We start from the raw sequence: 20,035 nt of genomic DNA, 5'->3' as shown, positions 1-20,035 counted from the left end.
TAGGCACAAATAAAATTAACTTGCGTGTACCTATTTTATTTGCGAAGAAGGAGCGCCATGAAGTCTATAGCCCACATTCCGCAGGTTGATCAGCAAAGGAGATAATATTTCCGACAAGGGGCACCAAAAAACTTGAGAATCCAGCACCGCTCCTCGGTAAGGTTAGCAATTTGCTTTGTTTGGGCGCTCGTTACCAAATGAATCGACATGAAACATTGGAACACCCAAGGTAAAGTTGGAGCGGCAGTCGGTTTCCCCAATTGATTATCAATAGTCTGTTTTGCTCGTAGCAAAGCTTGACGTAAAGCTCTTTGACCCAAACTATAAACAAGCAGGCACAAACCCATAACCATAGCGATCGCTGCAACTCGTTCAGCCGAGTTAAGGAAAACACTGCTCGTAAAGAATAACGGGTCTTTCAGAAATCGGAAACCACGCTCAGTTGATTGTTGTGCCTTATATGGCAGCAGATGATCATCACTTAGTTGGCTCGCGTTCACAACATTTGTTGCCAAGATAAATCTTCCGGCTCTTCCAGTTTCAATATCTATCGCGGTTTGTTTAGGCACAACAGAGGCACGAACCTGGTAGTAAACATTTGCGTTTCGGTCCTTAGGGGGTCTACCACGACCAGTGTGTCGCCGAACTTCGTTGATTTCAATATCAGTGAGTTGATGATTTCTTAACTCATCCCCCGGCTTGAAGCCGGGGGCAAATCGAAGTCATTAGTCATTAGTCATTAGTACCAATGACCAATGACCAATGACCAATGACTAATGACTAAATCGGCGGGCGGCTATTCCTCCCATCCCTTGAAGGGATGGGATTCCCGCCGATTTTCTTTGAGAATGAGTCCCTAATAGATGGTTTATTTGCTCTACCAAGTTCATCTCATCACATATGCCTGCGACTATGCGGCAGTGGTCAATATCCTGTACCCTAATATCTAGTTGAGATGCTGTCATGCTCACCATCATGCGGCATTTACGTCATTCTTCAAAATACAGCATTTACGATCGCACCTGCGGAATGTGGGTTTTACCCCTCTCCAAACCTCTCCCCCACGGGGGGAGAGGCTTTGAAACCGAGTTTTAGTTTTTCTCTGCTTGTATGAAACCACCGTGCCTCCCCGTTCTTCGAGAGGGGGCTAAGATATACCTGATCTGATTAGGAAACGCTATAAGCATAATAAATACCTGGAACCCCAAAGAGCCAAAGCTGCGCTTTAGCTCCCCTAAGAGCCGGCGGGGAGGGGTTGGGGGTGGGGTTCTTTTATTATGGGTAATTTGGCGGACATGATATTAGTCCCCGTTAGCGGAATTAGTTATTAGAAACTCCTCGGTTGTGATACTGTTGCTTTGCTGTTTGAGCGATCTTCTGGCTAATTTCACATAAGTTTTGACGGTCAACATCGGCATCTCTAAATCTTCAGCGATCGCCTTTAATGATTCCCCCATCTCCCGCCGTGCTAAAATCGTTGCCCAGGTGACAGCTATTTTATCAGCTCGCTCCCCTCCTGTGCGTTTGCGTTGGGCAGTGAATATGCTTGTCAGTTCCTCAATTCGCTCTGCTAGCAGATTTGTTAGCAACTGAGTTGATTTATTTGCCTGCTGCTCTACCCAATCTAACCGAGTTTGTCCTAGCCCGAATGTGGTTTTATGTCCTGTGCCGCAGTAAGGAGCAAGTTGTACTAAAGCATAAAACAACTCGCTAAATTCAAAGTTAGCTAAAGCTGCTTTATTTAAACCAAATGAGATTGCGCCTGTGAAACCTGTCACCGAACCACGCTTACCAGCTGCCACTTTTTCTGATTGCAAGCGGTGTTGATGAATAATTACCCCTTCATCTATCCATTTGAGAAAAGATTCTTGTTCTATTGGTATCGCTGAAAAGTCATTCCAGCGACGTAGATAGCTATGAAAAAGATTTTCTGGCACAGGCAAAGGAAAATGATTACCTTTGCGACGAAAACTTGTAGGTGAGATAAAACTCAGACTGATTGTAGAGGGTCTATCTGTAGATGATTGCAGTAGTTGTCTGTAGGTAGTGGGTATATGGGCAATGCTCACCTGTTTTATCTGTAGAGATGCACCTTTTAAATCTAAGCTTTGCGGTAGTTGGGTTAACCAATGTTTGAGAAACTGTGCTACTCGTTGAGATAGTGCATTGACGTGCCAGTAGTAAATTTGGTTGGCTTCCAGTTTTAGTTGTTTGCCACTAGCTACAAATTGGCCTGACAGCGCTGAGATATTGAAGGGCTTTTCTGACTCTCCATCATGGAGATAGGCGGATAGCTGTGGGTCGAATTGTCGCACCTGGTCAAGAAACCACGCGTGCAGTCCAATTGTGTATTGCGAGTAAAGCAAAGCAGCAGCAGTTGACTCCAGTTCAAACACTAACCCTACCAATTCGGTTTCATCTGCCCATGTAAAAACAGAAGCTGGAGATTTTTGCTTTGACTTTAGTTTGCGAGTAGTGGATGTAGCTGCTCTTGGCATTGCTTAGGGCTATGCGAATAATCTTGAATATTGTACGCAATTTCCATCATCTTGGAGAAATCAATAAGTCTACAAAAACCTATTCTGAGCTATGAGAAAAAATAGCACTTGAACGTTTCAGTCCCCGTGAGGGGATTTTGTGAGTAGAAACTCATTTTGTCATGTCCAGATAACTGTGTTTGTTGAAATGCTCAGGTTTTGCTTCACTCTCTTGGCTATCTACCCTCCACATAACCCCACCAAAACCCGCGGCAAAGCCTGCACCATTGGACGAGAAGAAACATCCTCTCCCCGTTTGAGGCAATGAACGCTACCAGTTAATAAAGGAGATTGGGTAACAATCTCATCTTCCTTACCGTGATAATCACTATGAAGATTCGCAATGATATGTATATTCAAATCCCGACAAAACTCTTCCCAAAGCGGAACTTCTTCCTTGCCTCGATCGCCTGCTAAAATCACCGCATGAGTCGCCTCACGCATGATAACTCGATTTTGTTCCGTGATTTTCCCGCCCACATCAATGATATTGAGTGGTGTATTAGCACTCCGTACCCAACCCGCAGCTTTGTGTGCAAACTCTGGGGTGAACTGGGCTTTATACTCATCCTTCAATCGTCTTGCTAAATCTGGATCTCGCCGTGCGGCATCAGAAAACCATGCACCTTCGCCATCTGGACAAGCTGTAATCACATAAGGATACGGTGCGCCTTCAATCTGAGAGATTGCTTGCTTTAAACCTTCACGCAGACATGACTTACCAGACTGTGGCGGGCCACAAAGTACAATTTTGAGAATTGGTTTGCTCTTGTGGGGTTCATCCGTTTCAATTAGTTCGCCTATCTTGTATGCCGGAGTATGTGTAGCCGCAACTATATAAGTTTTGTATCCTGATCTGCCAATCTTGGGGTCGAAAATCGCTAACGCACCATAAAGCTGAGATATTTTATGGGCAATTTATTTCTTGGAAGTCCCTAACCTAAGCCTCGTGGCGTTTCAGTGCCCGTGAGGGGATTTTGTGAGTAGAAACCATTAATAGCCGTTATTAATAACTCATTTAGAGGGATTCCGACTGCTTTCGCCATAGAGGAAATCACACTTTTGGGGGCAAAAGAACAATACAACCCGGCTTCTAAGAACCAAGGTTGTCCTTTTGGGTCGATGCGGAAGTCAAATAAACTGTAGTGACGTCTGTGTGTCTGGCTAACTTCATTCCATCTTGTGTGCTGAAGATTTACGCTTGCTATAACTACTCTGTACAAAACTGGGTATTAGGTATTAGAAAAACAGTCTTTAGTCCCCAACTCAATGGTTATGACTATTAAGCGTCGGCAATTTCTCGCAACCTCTGGACTAGCTACCTTAGCCACCCAAATACCAGCATTTAGCGCTGAAGGTAAGCTATCTCCAAACACCATCAGCAAACCGCCCCGCCTGCAAGTAGGTGATACCATAGGATTAATCGCCCCTGCGGGTATCGTTGATGCCAAAGACATCGATGCAGCGCAGCAATCCGTTTCACAGTTAGGGTTAAAAGTCAAGCTTGGGGCGCATATTTTAGATCGTTACGGCTATTTAGCAGGTAAAGATACCGATCGCGCTGATGATGTAAACTTGATGTTTAGCGATCGCACCATAAAAGCAATTATTGCCATGCGTGGTGGCTGGGGTTGTAATCGCATTTTACCCCTACTAAACTACTCACTGATCCGCTCCCATCCGAAAATTATCATCGGCTACAGCGATATTACGACGCTGTTGTTGGCAATTAATGCCCGTAGTCAAGTGATTACTTTTCATGGGCCAGTTGCTACGTCTACTTGGAATCAGTTTACAGTGGATTACTTCAAGCGCATCCTATTTAATGGTGAAGCGGTGACGATGCAAAATCTCAACCCTAGCGAAGTGCGAGTGGAGATAATTGCACCGGGAAAGGCGAGGGGTAAGCTTGTGGGTGGAAACTTATCAGTACTATCAGCAATGGTAGGTTCGCCTTATCTACCTTCCTGGAACAAAAGCATTCTGTTTGTGGAAGAAATTGGCGAGGATGTTTACCGTATAGATAGGATGCTGACACAGTTAAAAACTGCTGGGATACTTAATCAAATTGCTGGCTTTATCTTTGGGCAATGCACTAATTGTAGTCTTGGGGATGAACCGTCATTTACCTTAATGCAAGTATTGCAAGATCATATACTTCCTTTAAGGATTCCTGCTTGGTATGGTTCAATGATTGGTCATATTAAAGATAAATTTACCTTGCCAATCGGTGTGGAAGTGGAAATAGATGCTGAACTTGGGATAATACGAATGTTAGAGGGGGCTGTCAGTCTTGTTTAACGTGAGTTCGACAGGTTGTATCTTATCTGTCTAATTAGCCATTATAGAAACCATTTGAAATCTTATGAGGTTTTGAATTAAGGTAGGATAAGGTGCGTGCAATAATACTAAAAGTATTCAACAAAGATACCAACCCATCTAGAACAAGTGATGCAAACATTAGGGAAAGCAATTAAGTCCTCAGTGTCGAAGGTAATTGTGATTGGGGGTGGAATTGGTGGGTTAACTTTAGCTCGTGCCTGCCTAGATGCAAATATCGAAGTAGAAATATATGAGAAACGTCAACTGGATGCAATGCTTTCTGGAGCAGGAGGTATATTTATTCAAAGAAATGCGATACGAGTTTATCAACTTCTTTGGTTAGGAAAAATTTATCAACGTTTTTATGAACAGGGAGGCAAAATTTTAAAGGGTGGTTTTTCTAGTAAAGATGGAACTCCACTGTACATTAACTCGCCAAAATTTGCTGGAGAAGAAGACTTAGGTATATGTCTTTCCAGAGGAGAATTACAACAAATTTTGTATGAAGCATTGCCTTATGGAATAGTACATACTGGGATGACTTTTGAGAAATTTGAGGAAACCGAAGATGGTGTACGAGTTTACTTTCAAGACGGCAGTACAACAGCTGGCGACATATTAGTAGGCGCGGATGGTCTTTATTCACAAGTACGTGCAAGTCTCTCTGGTCAAGAAAGATTAGAGTCGCCAGTTTACAGTGGGATGTGTTGCTGGAGGGGGTTTTTCAACGGCTCAAGTGTTCCATTAGATAAAGAATATAGTTGGATGGAATTTTGGGGTCGGGGAAATCGCTTTGGATATTTTGATGTTGGCGGAGGACAATTCTCGTTTTATGCCTTCAATAACAGTGAACAGGGTGGGAATGACGATTTAGTTGGGGGTTTCTTGAATGCGTTAAAACTAATATTTTCAGATTATGCTGAACCTGTACCTTCCATCCTCAAAGTTTTAGAAAGCGGAAGCATTTATCGAGATGATATTTTTGATCGTCAACCTTTAGGAAATTCTTGGGGTAAAGGAAGAGTAACTTTAATCGGAGATGCAGCACACCCTGTGCAACCAAATCTTGGTCAAGGGGGTTGTATGTCCATAGAAGATGCCTTTGAACTGGTCAAGTTGCTTACTAAGGGAGCAAGCTCTGATCAAGTTGTGTTATTGTTGCGTCAATTTGAGAGTAGCCGTAGCAAACGCGTAACTCGTGTATTTACTACTTCTCGGCAAGTTGGTCAGCTTGGACAAACTAACTCTGTAATCGGATGCCTCATCCGCAATTGGATTTACAAACTGACTCCCACTTGGTTAGCTGACTTGCAATTTAGATGGTTGTTTGATTACCAACCTTCTTGGAAATAATAGTCTCAATTGTCTGGGGGAGCAGTGCCCCAAAGTTACGTGTTACTTATGATCTGGACTGAGTCGGCTCATCTTCTTGGATGCCTTTGTCCTGAATGATGGCGAGAGCCTCACAGATAACGTCTCACCGCACTTGCAAGCGTTTTTCGACAAGCTAGCGAGAGCATCGGACGATCTTACGGTGATGCTACCTTTTGAGATTTGGATTTTCGATTTTCGATAAACGCTCAGGAGATAGAACCCCGACTTCTGATAAGTCAGGGTTCTGGGTACTATATTTGAGCATTTCCAGGTTCTATCTGGAAACTAGATTTTCAAAGTGTTTTGGCTTAAATTGACACCAATGTTGCTACAGAACCTGCAACAGTTGTTTAATTTTGGTGTCTTGGCGTTCCTTGAATTTTTCTGGAAAAATTAACTCGATCGCAATCTTGCCATTTGCCTGTTCTTCTACTGCATAAATTTCGGCAACAAATCGGTTAGATGACAAATTATCGGCATCTTGATTTAACAGTAAACCAACCAGTGGTTTAACAGTCCGCATCGTATGCAAATCCTGTTGTCCGATCATTTTGTGAGAAGACACGGCTTTTTTATCCTCTATTTCCAAGCGCAAACCCGTTGTTCCTAGTTCTGTAGCTACTCCAAAGAAGAAGTTACCATCCCAGTAGAGTTGACTATTGGTGTTTACCTGCTTGCGTACCTTTTTACGGCTAGTTTGGTTGAGGTCACGCAAGGCCCGAGTCAGACTGGTGGCTAGAAATCCTAGAGAAGCTAGGGGCTGGTCTACGTACTGGGCTTTCTGAGAATACCACTCCCGGACATCAGAATATAAAACTATAGTTAAAGCATCGCGTTGGGCACTGTTGAGCTTCACAAAATCAACACCCAGAAGCGTTTGTGTGTCATTTATAGGAGAGACTCGGACAATCTGCGCCGTTAAAGAGGCGCTAGCAGTATAATCTCCCATCACCTCAACTTCTACTTCATCCAGTAAATTAGGCCAGGTTTCCAAAGAAATTAAGGCGCCAGTTTCGGAAATATTCACCGTTTTGCCCATGATTGTTTGACCGTTACTGGTAATTAAGATGGGCAGACGACGCTGTAAACGGTGGGCAGTGCGTACTTGCGGTTGTTCAAAGCCAACCAGCAAAGCAGCTGAGAGCAAAACCAGATTAAAAATAGACCACATGGTGTTAACTAAGACCGCCTGCCAATCTTCAGGACGTAGCAGCAGCCAATAGGGAACAGCCAGTAAGGAAGAGACTACAAATCCTGTCACTACCAAAAGACCACGCATTGATTCCCAATCAAAGACGCGTTTGCTAATAGATGTTCCCTTGTCGGTAACGTTAAATGAACCCAGCTTGGGGTTAAACAGCGCCAACATCGTCACCCACCCAGCCTGGAAAGCCATTGCAAATTCAAAAATTTCGTTCCAGAAGGAGAACCGGACGTTTTTGTAAATGATGTAGTTAGTAAAAAGGGAGAGGAGAATATGGGGTAGGGCATAAGCTAGAGTTTCTAAACCCAAACCTTGAACAGAGTTAACGCCAAATAATAAAAATAGCGGCGGTGCGATCGCATATGTTAGTCGAGGATAGCCATACAAAAAGTGCGAAGTCGCGCTAAAATAACAAATCCTCTGGGCAAATGTCAGGTTCAACTTCCGATTAAAAACGGGGTTTTCCAATCGCAGAATCTGCGCCATTCCCCTTGCCCAGCGCACTTGTTGCCCCACATAAGAAGAAAACGTTTCTGGTGCTAATCCAGCCACCATAATTTTGTCGTAGTAGACAGACTTGTAACCCAACGAATGCAATCGCAAGGCGGTGTGACAATCTTCTGTCACTGTTTCCACCGCAATTCCCCCAACTTCTAAAGCGTGGGATTTACGGATTAATGCTGCCGAACCGCAGAAAAAGGCGGCATTCCAAAAATCGTTACCTTTTTGCAGCACCTTATAAAACAGTTCATTGCCTGCGGGTATTCTACCTTTGGTGACTAAATTACGCTCGAAGGGATCGGGATTATAGAACCAGTGGGGAGTTTGGACAAAGGATACTTTGGGATCGAAGAAAAAACCCATTGTATGCAGGAGAATTTGCCGCGATGGGATGTGGTCACAGTCCAAAATCAACACTAAATCGCCGTCGGTTTTCTCAAAGGCGGTATTGATATTACCAGCTTTAGCGTGATCATTACTGTCCCGCGTCATGTGTATACAGCCGAGTTCTTGGCACATTTGCCGTAGCTGTTCCCGTCTGGCGCTAAACTGTTCTCGGCGTGGGTCGTTTTCCTTATACTTTTCTGGACGACCATCATCGAGGACATAAACCTTTTTTTTATCAGCAGCATAATCACAGGCTAAGGCTGCCACGGCCGTCTTACGCACAATCTCCACGTCTTCGTTGTAAGTGGGGATGTAGATATCGACTTTGAACCATTCCTGTTGAGGAATGTTTGTGAGATTAACTGGTTGGCGTTCTTGAATTTTCAGAGTTTGAAAGTATGCCAATACCAAGGTGAGGATGGCATAGAGTTCGGCAAGGAACAACAACGTACAAGCGATGCTGTTGATCCAACCATCAAAGTTGAGGGTATAACTGGTGCGGTAGAATAAATAACGCAGCGTTGTTACCATACTCAGCCATACCAAAAACAAGTGGTAATACTGGCTGATTTCTGGAGAGTCCTCTTGAAACTCTGCGTGGATCACCAGTTGACCGAGTAGCACCAGAAATACTGCGACCAATCCTTGCTGCCAAACTTCTATCGGAGTAACAATCAGTGGGACTGATAGCACTAATAGGAGCAGGATTAACCACTTAAACTGTTTTACACCTACCTTTTGGAGAGTGTGGTCAAAAAATCGGGGGGTAATATCAATCAGCCAATTGCTCAATTTTAAGCGCTGGCGATCGCGTGATTTCCGGGGCAATGTGTCGGGGGAAGAAGACATTTTGGATCTCAATTTGGAAATTTAAATTTAAGATTGGCGATACCTGACGGAAAGTGTCTACTTTTTGTCAGCAGTTAGCCGCTTCAGATACAACTGAACAATCCCGTAAAGAATTAGAGAAACACTCAAAATGCCTACAGGTAGCAATAGCCAATTTTCTTGTAAAAAACGTGATGCTTTACTGAGGGGACTGGTATTTTCCCAGCGACGACTATTCGGGGCGCTTTGGAAAAACTGTAGTTGATAGGCATCAGCATCGTTGGAAACTGAATCTTTTTGATCGCTACTAATAAGCACCGTATCCTTTTTGAGTTGGAAGAACCACGAGTCTTGATTAAGGACTTGCCGCACTCGCTCTAAACCAGTTTCGGTTTGAGATGTTAAAGCTAGAACGACGCGATCGCTGTTCCAAGGAGAGATAATTTGCTTAATCATCCCTTGTGTATCCTGCGGGGTCTGAACCGCAGCATAGGCAGAGGAGCGGGAAAATGCTTGGTTCAAGTTGAAGCCACTGGAATTAAACACTTCCGGAAAAGGAAACTCTTCTCGCGTACCAATTCCTACCAAATGGTCATTTTTGCGGACTTTTGTTGGCAAAGCATCCGGTGTATAAACTTCTAGTTTGACGGTATCTGCTTGACTGAGCCTGCCTAAGCGTTCGCTAAAAGCTAACAAGGTCAAAATATCTGTCTTCGAGGGGATTTGTGGCACGACAATCGCCGTCTGGGATAAATCTTGTGGTGCAGCAAAGGGGAAACCAAATTTCAGCAGGTTCAAGTCTGGTAGTTGTGTAGAGATTTCCCGCTTCAGGTCGAAGCTAGTATCAGAATGCACCGTACCTGTGAGTTGTTGATCTGGTGGCTGAAGACAGTTCTGTTTATCAAACGGTTCTCTGGGACTCATTCGGAAGAAAACTTGCAGTTTTGAGTTAGGTTTGATCAAGTTTTCCGGCAAATTGACTTTGAGGTTTTTGCGAGTTTCTCCTGACTCAGAATCAAGACGTGCCCCACCGATGAAAACTCCATCCAGTAAAACTTCGAGCGCAGAAGTTCGGGGATTAACCTGCGGCCCATAGCTGTACATCAGATTCATCGAACTACCCCGGAGAAATCGATCATCCGGTAAAGCGCGAAAATCAACTTCAATTGGTGGTGCTGCCATTCCGCGTACAGTGACATCATTAAACGGCTCACCATTTACTTGGGTTTTGATGTCGCTGAGTTTAAAAGAATTTTGCTCTGGCAAATAATGAGGCCACTGGCGGAGTCCTGGTGTCGAACCTTCCTTGAGGGTATTGACAAAAACTACCTGACCAGTCCCCATTTTCCGTAAGTCTGGCTGTGATAAAAATTGGGTGGCCTTTTCCACAGCTTTTGTGCTGTTGCCAGTGGCAATTAAAACCGGAACCCCGCTCTTTTCGATTTTAGTGATCATCAACACCCCTGTTTCATCTGGTACAGGGTTGTTATCACGATCCAGAATTTGATTGCTGACGACTTTCAGGGGTAAATTCTTCCAAGTATTTAGGGCTGGTTGCTCGGTGGGAGTGCCAATGATTACCAAGCGATCGCTTGCCTTCACATTTGCCACATCAGACACTAAGCTCGTCTGAATCGGGCGAAAATCTGCGATTCTTCCCAATGCTGCTTGTAAACGAGCTGCTGCTGTCAGCCAGGATTGATCAATTTGACTCGGTTGTAAGTAAGCAATTTGGTTAGTTTCTAAGCCGAGTTCGTCAAAGAAAGGATAAGGATAGCGGCTGAAATTCAGGGGAATCGACTGCCGTTCATAATTCAAGATTAATTTGGAATCTGGCAGAATCTCTGTCCACAAGTCGGGACTACTGGGGTCGCTACATTCGAGAGTGTTATTCTGCTGTGCCACCAATACGAGTTCGTTGTAGTCTTGAAGCAGCTTTGGTGGGATATTGAACAGTACTTGACCTACTTGGGAATCTTTGCGATTGAGTGGTACGCTACCAACACTGGTGCCATTGAGTAGCACAGTCAGGTTGGAACGATTGGCATACAGTGCTGGCGAGTGTTGAAAGCGGATTAAGGCTTGTACCTTACCTTGATCTAGTTTCCAGCCACGGGGACGGGTAAAAGCAAGACGACCTTCTGAGTAAACCCCGCGCAAGCGCATCCGGTTGCCCACAATCGGACTACGGTTAAATTCTAGGATGTAAGTTGCCAGTTTTTTGGCGCTAGCTGTTTCTAAGTCTGCTTTACTACTATTTTCTGATGTTGTTGCTTGAGCTAATAAGGTTACTTGCTGTCGCAGTTCGCCTTTGGTTTGGGCTTGGGCGCTCAACAATGAACTAGGGAACAAAAAAAAGCAAGAAGTAACAATAATTGCTTTTTTACTAATTTGGGAAAGGTGAAACAACTGCTTCATGGTAGAGCGTGATTTTAGTGTTAATTTACTCAGGGTTTTTAGGCTTAACTCTTTGTCAAAGTCAATTTTTTTAACGAACCGCAAAGGACGCAAAGGACGCAAAGGAAGAAATGCTTAACTGAACTGTGTTGACTTAAAAATCATCTCTTCGTATTTTCTAAAGGAAATCAATTGGAGTCAGTCTGCCGGGAGTAAAGGGCAAATACTCAATCATGAGTTTGGCAAGCGCGTACTCTAATTCAGCATCGGATGATGTCATTTGCCTATAAGCAGCCGTTGGGGTATTGTCTTTGGAGGTAGCAATCCTAACCAAGCCAAATTCTGGGTATAATAAGCCGATTGATCTCCCCAAACTCCCTGCTTGTATTGAGGCAGTATTTTTTTCACAAGCAGTTCTTTAGCTGTTGCTGGTTCTACTAATTGCATAGCGGCATACAACATGGCGTATTGGGATGTAGCTTCATAATTCACTAATGCTTTTCCTTGAAGATCAATGCGTGCTGGTAGACTCGATTGTTTACTCCACAGTTTTCGCAGGTGTTGAGTGGATGTCACTAGATAGCGCTGCGCTTGCGGTGAATTAAACCAGGTAGCATCCAATGACAAACGCCACCATACTCGATAGGCATCAAAGCTATATAAACTCTTCAAAGTACTAGATGCTGGTAGGGTTTCGCATTGTCCTGTTTTGGTATTTAGAGCTACCCAGTCACTGGGTAAACCCACGCTAGAAAGCTTTGCGGAATTTTCTAGCACTTGATAGCTGCTGTCTACCAAACTCAACCAATCATGTTGAGGGTCAACTTGTGCAAAGATCCGAAAAGCATAAGGAGCAAAATAAGAGGGATTGAGGTAGAGAGTAGATGCATTCGGGACAAATGCAGCTGTAGACCCTGGTAACAGATAACGCTTACCTTGGGTTTCTGAGATCGTGGACAGGTTCCATAAATCTTGCAATTTAAGTTTTGCCAGTTCCAAGTATTCGGGTCGATTCCAACGCCGTGATCCTAAAATCAGGGCGGTAATCGCATCTATATCTGCATCACTGGCAAAGTTGGTATCGATGATACCCCAGTTACCATCTTCCTTTCGTCCCCATTTCCAAGCCCACAAACTATCTGTGCGTTTTCCACCCGCTTGACGCTGGAGGTTATTTTCCGACCAGTGTAAGGTTAGGGCAAAAGTTGCCGGATCATTAATCAGTACTGCTCGTAGTAAAGCATAAGCTTGACCCTCACTAGTGGAGCGATCGCTTGCTTCATAATCAATCACCCGCCCATCTGACTGAATAAATCTTTGGCGGTAGCTATCCCAGCTTTGGGCTAGTAATTCCCGGTTAGGGGTGGATTCAGGAAGATCCGCTAAAAATCTAGTGAGATTTTGACTACTACCTTCAGTGGGAAGGTTTGCCACCGGAGTTAGATTATCCGGTGTTTGGGGTTTTGCTGCCGAGTAACTAGAGATACAGGCAGATAAACCAATCAGGCTGGCAATAGCTGCCACTCTTGGGAAGTACCACATCCTAAGAACAGTTTGATTTGTAAAACATTAGCCGAGTTGTTATTGAAAATTAACTTTCATGAAGCAATTTAGGCGATCGCTAATTCCGGTTTCGACGTTGATAGTCTTCCCAAGCGGGTTGAAATCCTCGTCGTTGCAGAAAGTCTGTTTGGATTTGCTGTATTTGCCCAGATGCATCACTATCAATTCCTCCTTGGGCGGCGGCTTCTAGTTGCAATTTTTCTAGCTGCGCCAGCGCCGTCAAAGGCTGATCTAAAATCGCATTCAATCCCGCGAGGGCGCGGCGTGCGCCTTTGTCTTCTGGTTTTTGTGCCACTACTTGAGCATAAATCTCCTGTGCCGATTCAAAGTGGCGCTGTTCAAAACGAATTCCGCCCAAAGCCGCTAGAGCATCGATGTTATCTGGTTGCTGTGCCAAAATATTCTCATAGGTACTGCTAGCCAAATTAAAATCACCTACAGATCGAGCCAATTCTGCCTGCAACTGGTATGAGTCAGAGTTCTTGGGAATGCGAGCAATCAACTGCTTCATCCGCGCTTGTGCTTGGGCTGGATTACGTTTTGCGATCACCTGTAATAGGCGTAGTTGTAATGGTATGGAACTAGGATCAGCTTCTAGCAGGTAACTATATAAAGCTTCTCTTTGCGGATCTGTAGGCAGCGTTCCTAGCAAACTGTATAGTTCTGGAGGAGTATTGGTTGCAGGTTGTGTAGCTAACCAATTGTTTAAAACTGCCTCTGCTTCTGGTTGGGAGATTCGCTTGGCTTGATAGGCGATACTAGCACGCCCTAGTTGAATCGATAAATTTTCAGGATTGCGAACAATCAGTTGGTCATAAACTGTCACAGCCTCATCAAAACGCTTTTGTTGCAGTCGCACTCCAGCCAGTCCGCCCAAAGCAGCATCAATAATATCGCTACTATTTGGCTTGCTAGCAAGCACAGCTTGGTAACGTTGGGCACTAGGTTCGAGACTACCCTCACGACGCTCAATTTCTGCTGCTAGTAACTGGGGTGCGAGGTCTTTAGCACCTGCGGGGGTAGCTGTATAAGCTGCCAACGCTTGCCTTGCGCTATTCAAGTCTTGGCGCTGGACATACATTTGCGCCACCCGGAAATTCAAAAATGGCACGTTGACCCCTGTTTGCAAAATATTTTGGTATGCAGGTAAAAATTCTGGGTCGGGAGCATCAATGTTGACTAAGGCATTAGCTAGCTGTTGTAACTGCACGCGATCGCTCGGTAGTGATTGGATTGCAGTCGCCAAACGCTGTTTCAAGTCATTTTTACCGAGTAAACCTAGCTGATTTTCCAAAGCTAATTGCTGCACCAGCAAACTTTGATCGTTGGGAAATTCTAACGCCACCCGTCGATATAGTTGCAGTGCTGCTTGCCGTCCTTCGGGGAACCCACTAAAGACATCAGCGACTTCGCGCAGCAATTTCGGGGAAGGGTTGGGATCGGTTTGGAGGGCTTGACGATAGAGATTGAAAACTTGCTGGGTGAGGGTGGGGTTATTAGTGTACTTACGAATTTCATTGAGCGATCGCGCTAAGGGCAAAATCGCATCTGGTCTTCCCTGTAATACATCTAAGACTGCCAATGCTTGAGCTTGTTGTTGATTGACAAGGTATGCTACAGCCAGTTCTTTACGAGTTTCAATCCCGATTTCATCAAGCTTATTAGAGCGCTGCAACTGCGCTTCTAACACTTGTACCGCCCCCGCCGGATTGCCTGTTTCTCGTAAGGTGCGACCGTAGGCTAGTGCTGTATACCCTGTAATCGCTTTGCCAGTGGTGCGGTAGCGGTTAAACAACTCCAGTGCTTTCGGAAAATCCCCACTGTAACTATAAGTTTGAGCTGCATCAAGGACTGCCTTTGGTGTCGGGTTGTTGCTCAACACCATTTGGTAATCTGCCAGGGACTCGGTTAATTGTCCTTGATAGGAGTAGAGTAAGGCACGATAACCGCGAGCTTCTGAGTCGTTGGCATTCAACTCTAAAAAAGTTGTCAGAGCCTCAATTCCTTTTAAATTCCACTCAGGACGATAAGTAGCCAATAGACCAACCGTTTTTAAAGCTAGTTGGTTGTTGGAGTCTAGCGCCAGTACTTGTTGATAAGCACTCCAAGCTTCGGGAATACGTCCGGCTTTGCGATAAGCGATCGCTAATCCTAACCTAACTTGCGAAGATTGCGGTTGACTTTTGAGGGCTTGCTGGAAGGCTGCGATCGCATCATTAATTAAGCCCTTTTTTAAGAATGCAAAACCCTTTTGTGCCGACGCAGGTATGTTCTGCGCTTGAGCAGGGGCAATGCTACCCAAAGGCGGCACAGTTACCAAGTAAGTAAAAAGCAAAAATGAACAGGTAAAAAGAGAACGATATTTAATTCTTTTAGCTTTTACCTTTTGGCTTTTATCTATATTGTTTTGACTCATTGAGCAATTCTCCGTCTTGGAGTCACATCAAATTCTGATTTCACCCTGATACCGAAGACTGTATCGGAGAAATTATCACGTTCCTGAATCGAGAAGCCTAGCCGTAGATTGTCAATAAATTTAAAATCATAAAACACTTCTAATACATCGGGACGATCTCCACGACGCAGACTATCGTTGGAGAGAGGGCGACCATAAGCTACCCCTAGTCGGTCATCTGGGGTAAACGTATCTAATAAGCTGGCTCCCAATAGGTAAGTATTTGCACCCTCTGCTAATGTGCTATTTTCGTAATGACCATAGCGCCCAAACAAACCTAATTTCAGATTGGGAATAAAGACTTCGGCGTTGAGGCCATATGATTGTTCGCGATCGTCTTTCTGAGTGCCAAATTGATTGTTACCTCTGGGAATGCTGTAGCTTTCAAGGAAGCTATCACCAACACCAGCGTCGCGATCGGTGGCATAAGTACCACGAATAATCGCATTGCCGTAACGGATGCCGATTTCTCCGGCAAATCCATCTAAGGAAAAGTCACCGATTTTGTTGGCTGATGAAAAGACAGCTGCTTTCGCTTCAATATTGTCGGTGACACTCCAGTTGACTAATAAACTAGTGCGTGAACTAATCCCCGTCGCCGCCAGTGCTGGGTTAGTTTGAAACACCGGATTAAAGAATTGACTTGCCCCATCTTTAGCAAAGCTGTTGCGATCGAAGTAAGACGTTAAATCTATTTGACCGATCACAAACCGTAGATTAGGCACTCCTGGCAGAGAAGTTGCCAAATAAAGCTCGTTGAGGTTCAAACCGTCGTTTCGAGAGTCATCCAACAAGCTGCCTTGGCTGGTTAAATCCAGGGTTGCTCCAACCAAAGTTTGGGGAGAAAGTGGGTAGACTCCCGTGACTCTCGCCCGTGCTGTGGTGTCACCGCCTTGGTTGATATAAACTCCTTGGAATTGTAAAGAGGGTTCCCTTAAACTATTGCTAGTAAGCTGAGGACGTTGTTGAGTAGTTGCTGATTGCGTAACTGGTACTGCTGTGATTGGAGTGGGAGTATTACTAGGGAATGATGGTTTTGTCTCTGGATTGATTAGTTGTTGATTAAAAGTTGGTGCTGCTGGTGCAGTGAATTCTGGCGTTGCAGGCAAGTTGGGAAGTGGCGGCAGCGGAGCTACTTCAGAACTGAGTAGTTGATTAAAAGTTGGTGCAGTTGATTTTGGCGTTGCAGACGAGTTGGCCAGTGGTGGCGAAGGAGCTGCTTGAGAACTGAGTAGTTGATTAAAAGTTGGTGCTGCTGGTGCAGTGAATTCTTGGGTTGCAGACGAGTTGTCCAGTGGTGGCAGTGGAGCTACTACTGAGCTGTTCATCTGTTGTCCCTGCAATCGGTCAGAAGTGTCCCCACCTCCTACCACTCGTGGGGCAACAGAACGACGTGCTACTGGCGGGGCTTTTCCAGTCACTTGCTGCTGGATGAAGACACTCTCTAGTTGTTGGAGATCGTTGGCTGGTTTCTGCTGTACAAATTTCGGCACTGGATTAGCGTTCGGTGCAACTGCTACACCAGTCGTCGCGGGTAAAAGAGGCAATGTTTGCGACCTTGACTGCGATTGAGGTACTGGTAGCGGTTCTGTTAAACCCAATTGGTAGTCGCTAGTCTGTAGCTGAGATGGGTTGACTTGAGCTAAAGACTTTTCGCTCAGTGCCAGTACCCAGCAAATCGAAACGGCGACAGTGCAAAGCAGTGGATAAACCTTGTGGTACTGGCTTGGAAAAGTAAATTTATAACAATCGAGTACTGTTTGCCTCATCAGCCTAGTTGAGTAACAACTACATATTTAGGTGATCTAATGTCGCAACTTTAGCAAAGTTAATGAGTATTAGCCACTAGATTACATAAACTTTGTAATTTCCAACTAATTAGGTTAAGAGTCATAAAACTTGTTATTTATAAGAATAAATTGGGCATAATAGGTAAAAAGCTAGACTTAATTAGAAAAAGCCCAAAAATACTGCCTTTTATCATGAAAAATATTGATTTAAAGACTATTATTCCCAAATTTAAAGCTTTAACTACTGCTAATCTCCAGGTAGCCATTTGCCTAATGCTTTTAGCTGCCAGTTATGGTTGTGTTCAAAAAGCACAAGAAAAGGTGGAGATGCAAATTGAAAATGTACAACCTATATCAAGTAAAGGCGTATACAACGTCGTCGGTAGTAGCAATCTGCCTGAGTCTAGTAAGATTACAGTGGCTGCTGTGCGTTATTTGCATCCAGTCTCAGGACAAGCAGAAGCTTTGCCCAACTTAAACACGAATACTAACCGTTCAATTCTGGCTCGTCAAATTGTGGAAGTCAAACAGGGACAATGGGAGGCCGCGCTAAATCTGTGGCAAGTTTCACCCAATGGTAGTTTTCAGGAAGCTTGGCAACAAAATCCAGCACAAATACGACTGTTTCCAGAAGATGGCGTTACATTTGTAGCTATTTTCGATCCTGCTAGTCAGTGGGAACAGTCAGATAATCAAAACCCTCAAAAGTTAAAGTCAGAAAATCAACAGCTTGAAAAGCTTGAAAGTAAGTTGATTCGCTTTACTAACGAAGGTGAAAAGTATTTACAAGTTAGCCAAAGCTTAACAATACCCCTACCTACGGGGAAAACAATAGCACCTCGTCCGCAACCGGAAGACTTGAATGGTGGCTGGGGAAACCGATATCAAATCCCGCCGCAATCTATAGCTTCTAAAACTACCTTACTTCCACCAGCTAAAAATAGGCAGACGAATGCCTCTGTGACTCCTTCAGAGTTTCTTAGGTAACGCATTCCCCACGACTTTAGTCGTGGGCTTTTAGCAGAGAAAGGGAAATATTCTGATGCCAAGCCGCAGAGCATCTCCGGCTCCGCTCCTGAATCTTCCTACTTGATTGAGGACGGGGTACTGTAGCATTGGTGTCAACTTAAGCCAAAACCCTTTTAAAACCTCGTTTCCAGCCTCTTGCTGGAAATGCAGATCAAAAGTGGCTTTGCCGCAAGTCTTGAGGCTCCGCCTCAACGACGGGCATTCCCAGTCGGAGACTGGGAACGAGACAATCTCTAAATGCTGCTTCTAGACTAACTTTCACCTTAAGTTGACACCAATGGTACTGTAGCCCACCATCCTCTCTGTTTGATAGATAAAAACTGGAATACCAGCCTCAATATGAGCGCTGGCATCCAGATATTATATGAAGCAAAAATGTAGGTAATGAATATTAAACCTGTTTATCTTCAGCTTTTGCTCTTTGATAAACAGATTTGAGTAGATTTCAAATAACCGTATTGTAGTAAATCTGAAATTTAGCTGTGGGTTCCACCTCAGCAATTGTTGCTTGGGGCGTTAATTGCAAATTGTTCTGCATTGCCTGCATCTGTAACATCATCTCTTTAATTTGTTTTTGCAACTCTTCAAATTCTGATGGCATGATTGCTGTTTGATTCACTTCATCAGGAGTAGTTTGTTTGATGTTATTAGGATTTTCTTGAGCATAGCTAAGGAAAGCTTGAGCAGATGCAAATGCAGAGGTAGCAGCAACATTTCTCATAGTCGTAGTGGTCTTTTTTTGAGTTGCAACCTTTGCTACAGGATTTACTGGCTGTGTGTACATCGATGTCGGGGTTTGCGCTCCAATAGGTTGAGATGCAGTTATTGCAGAGCTTTTTGAACTGAGAGCTTGGTCAAAAGGCATCTCGTCATCTAAAAAAGCGTTCAATCCAGAAATTTGTAGCCGAGGCTCGGAAACTTGCCATTCTTTTAGTAATGCTTCTTTTTGCTCTAGGTGTTGCTCTAGATTAGATAATTCCTGCCGAATTTTCGCTGATTTAGAGGAAGAATTTCGCCAACCACAGAAAGCGAGTGCTGAAATTCCAGACCCTATACTCAGTGCAGTTGCAAAAATTACGTAAGGAATAGCAATATCTCTAAGTTTGCCGGAAAAAATAGGTTCTTCCTGGAATTTGATGGCAATTTGTTTATCACCTAGTGTTGCAAGGGGCAATGACATTAAAGAAAATACACTTAGAGAAGCGATCGCGGGTGGTAGTAAGAATTTTTGCAGTGCAGAAAGTGTCATAAGCAGAATGGGTTTGTCAAATAAAAGACTATAGATAGATTGCAGCAAATCTAATTACCGCTTGTAACATCTAACTTGTTTAGAGTTTTCACGGTCAGTCAATATGTGTAATGCCTTAGTATCTAAATTATCCTCTATACAAGATTTTTTCAATAAACAACTCATGAAGAACTCAGTAAAATCCGTAAATTTTTTGTAAATTAAACAACTAAGATGGATTATATAAAGATGCACACAAAATATAGACAGAAGTTTATACGTATTACTAGTCAAAGATTTTAGCGCTCTTAACTTCCACTATCCAATTTTTGCGGATACAGAAACAATAGTAGCTAAATATTACTCTAAGATTATTAGATGGTTAGATGTATGGAATGTTAATTTAATAACTAAAAAGCT

The 20,035-nt window shown here is 43.9% G+C and carries 12 protein-coding genes and 2 pseudogenes; 3 read left to right on the top strand and 11 right to left on the bottom strand.

Annotated features, from left to right (window positions below):
* Positions 1-89: 89 nt before the first annotated feature.
* From V7L05_RS03275 to V7L05_RS03255, 5 genes and pseudogenes are all read right to left on the bottom strand, one after another.
* Positions 90-683, bottom strand: a pseudogene (locus V7L05_RS03275) (IS1634 family transposase); the annotation flags it as partial.
* A gap of 90 nt (positions 684-773) precedes the next feature.
* Positions 774-965 carry a DUF4277 domain-containing protein gene (locus V7L05_RS34600; protein WP_442937832.1) on the bottom strand — a complete coding sequence of 64 codons (192 nt, stop codon included), beginning with the start codon at positions 963-965 and terminating at the stop codon, positions 774-776.
* Positions 966-1,301: 336 nt separating this feature from the next.
* Positions 1,302-2,498 (bottom strand): CRISPR-associated endoribonuclease Cas6, encoded by a 1,197-nt coding sequence (cas6, locus tag V7L05_RS03265; RefSeq protein ID WP_335161743.1) that lies wholly within the window; start codon positions 2,496-2,498, stop codon positions 1,302-1,304.
* Between the two features lie 219 nt (positions 2,499-2,717).
* Positions 2,718-3,191, bottom strand: coding sequence for a hypothetical protein (locus V7L05_RS03260; RefSeq protein WP_335161741.1), 474 nt, complete (start codon positions 3,189-3,191; stop codon positions 2,718-2,720).
* Between the two features lie 281 nt (positions 3,192-3,472).
* Positions 3,473-3,688, bottom strand: a pseudogene (locus V7L05_RS03255) (hypothetical protein); the annotation flags it as partial.
* A 124-nt stretch (positions 3,689-3,812) separates the two neighbouring features.
* On the opposite strand from V7L05_RS03255, the gene V7L05_RS03250 reads away from it, so the two are divergent.
* Positions 3,813-4,838: a S66 peptidase family protein gene (locus V7L05_RS03250; protein ID WP_335161739.1), complete on the top strand. Its 1,026-nt coding sequence runs from the start codon at positions 3,813-3,815 to the stop codon at positions 4,836-4,838.
* 150 nt (positions 4,839-4,988) lie between these two features.
* Positions 4,989-6,212: an FAD-dependent monooxygenase gene (locus V7L05_RS03245; protein WP_335161848.1), complete on the top strand. Its 1,224-nt coding sequence runs from the start codon at positions 4,989-4,991 to the stop codon at positions 6,210-6,212.
* Positions 6,213-6,561: 349 nt separating this feature from the next.
* Here V7L05_RS03245 and bcsA read toward each other — a convergent pair whose 3' ends face one another.
* The 5 genes from bcsA to V7L05_RS03220 all read right to left on the bottom strand — a co-directional run bounded on the left by bcsA (position 6,562) and on the right by V7L05_RS03220 (position 17,337).
* Positions 6,562-9,174, bottom strand: coding sequence for a UDP-forming cellulose synthase catalytic subunit (bcsA, locus tag V7L05_RS03240; protein WP_442937831.1), 2,613 nt, complete (start codon positions 9,172-9,174; stop codon positions 6,562-6,564).
* Between the two features lie 57 nt (positions 9,175-9,231).
* A complete protein-coding gene (locus tag V7L05_RS03235; RefSeq protein ID WP_335161737.1) occupies positions 9,232-11,571 on the bottom strand; it encodes a cellulose biosynthesis cyclic di-GMP-binding regulatory protein BcsB in 2,340 nt (779 codons plus the stop codon).
* 255 nt (positions 11,572-11,826) lie between these two features.
* Positions 11,827-13,092, bottom strand: coding sequence for a glycosyl hydrolase family 8 (locus V7L05_RS03230; protein WP_335161735.1), 1,266 nt, complete (start codon positions 13,090-13,092; stop codon positions 11,827-11,829).
* A gap of 79 nt (positions 13,093-13,171) precedes the next feature.
* Complete coding sequence (locus tag V7L05_RS03225) at positions 13,172-15,529, bottom strand: tetratricopeptide repeat protein (RefSeq protein WP_335161733.1); 2,358 nt, start codon at positions 15,527-15,529, stop codon at positions 13,172-13,174.
* The gene (locus tag V7L05_RS03220) at positions 15,526-17,337 is read right to left on the bottom strand and encodes a porin (protein WP_335161731.1); all 1,812 of its coding nucleotides are present in this window, start codon (positions 17,335-17,337) and stop codon (positions 15,526-15,528) included. Before V7L05_RS03220 ends, V7L05_RS03225 begins: the two co-directional genes overlap by 4 nt.
* Positions 17,338-17,550: 213 nt before the next feature.
* Between V7L05_RS03220 and V7L05_RS03215 the strand changes: the two genes are divergently transcribed.
* Positions 17,551-18,345, top strand: a complete 795-nt coding sequence (locus tag V7L05_RS03215; RefSeq protein WP_335161729.1) for a hypothetical protein — start codon at positions 17,551-17,553, stop codon at positions 18,343-18,345.
* A 487-nt stretch (positions 18,346-18,832) separates the two neighbouring features.
* Here V7L05_RS03215 and V7L05_RS03210 read toward each other — a convergent pair whose 3' ends face one another.
* A complete protein-coding gene (locus V7L05_RS03210; RefSeq protein ID WP_335161727.1) occupies positions 18,833-19,636 on the bottom strand; it encodes a hypothetical protein in 804 nt (267 codons plus the stop codon).
* Between the last annotated feature and the right edge of the window lie 399 nt (positions 19,637-20,035).

Origin of the sequence: Nostoc sp. (assembly GCF_036917755.1) — a bacterium.
Lineage (GTDB): Bacteria > Cyanobacteriota > Cyanobacteriia > Cyanobacteriales > Nostocaceae > Nostoc.
The sequence above is the reverse complement of the archived record's forward strand: the minus strand, read 5'-3'. Positions and strand labels throughout refer to the sequence as shown.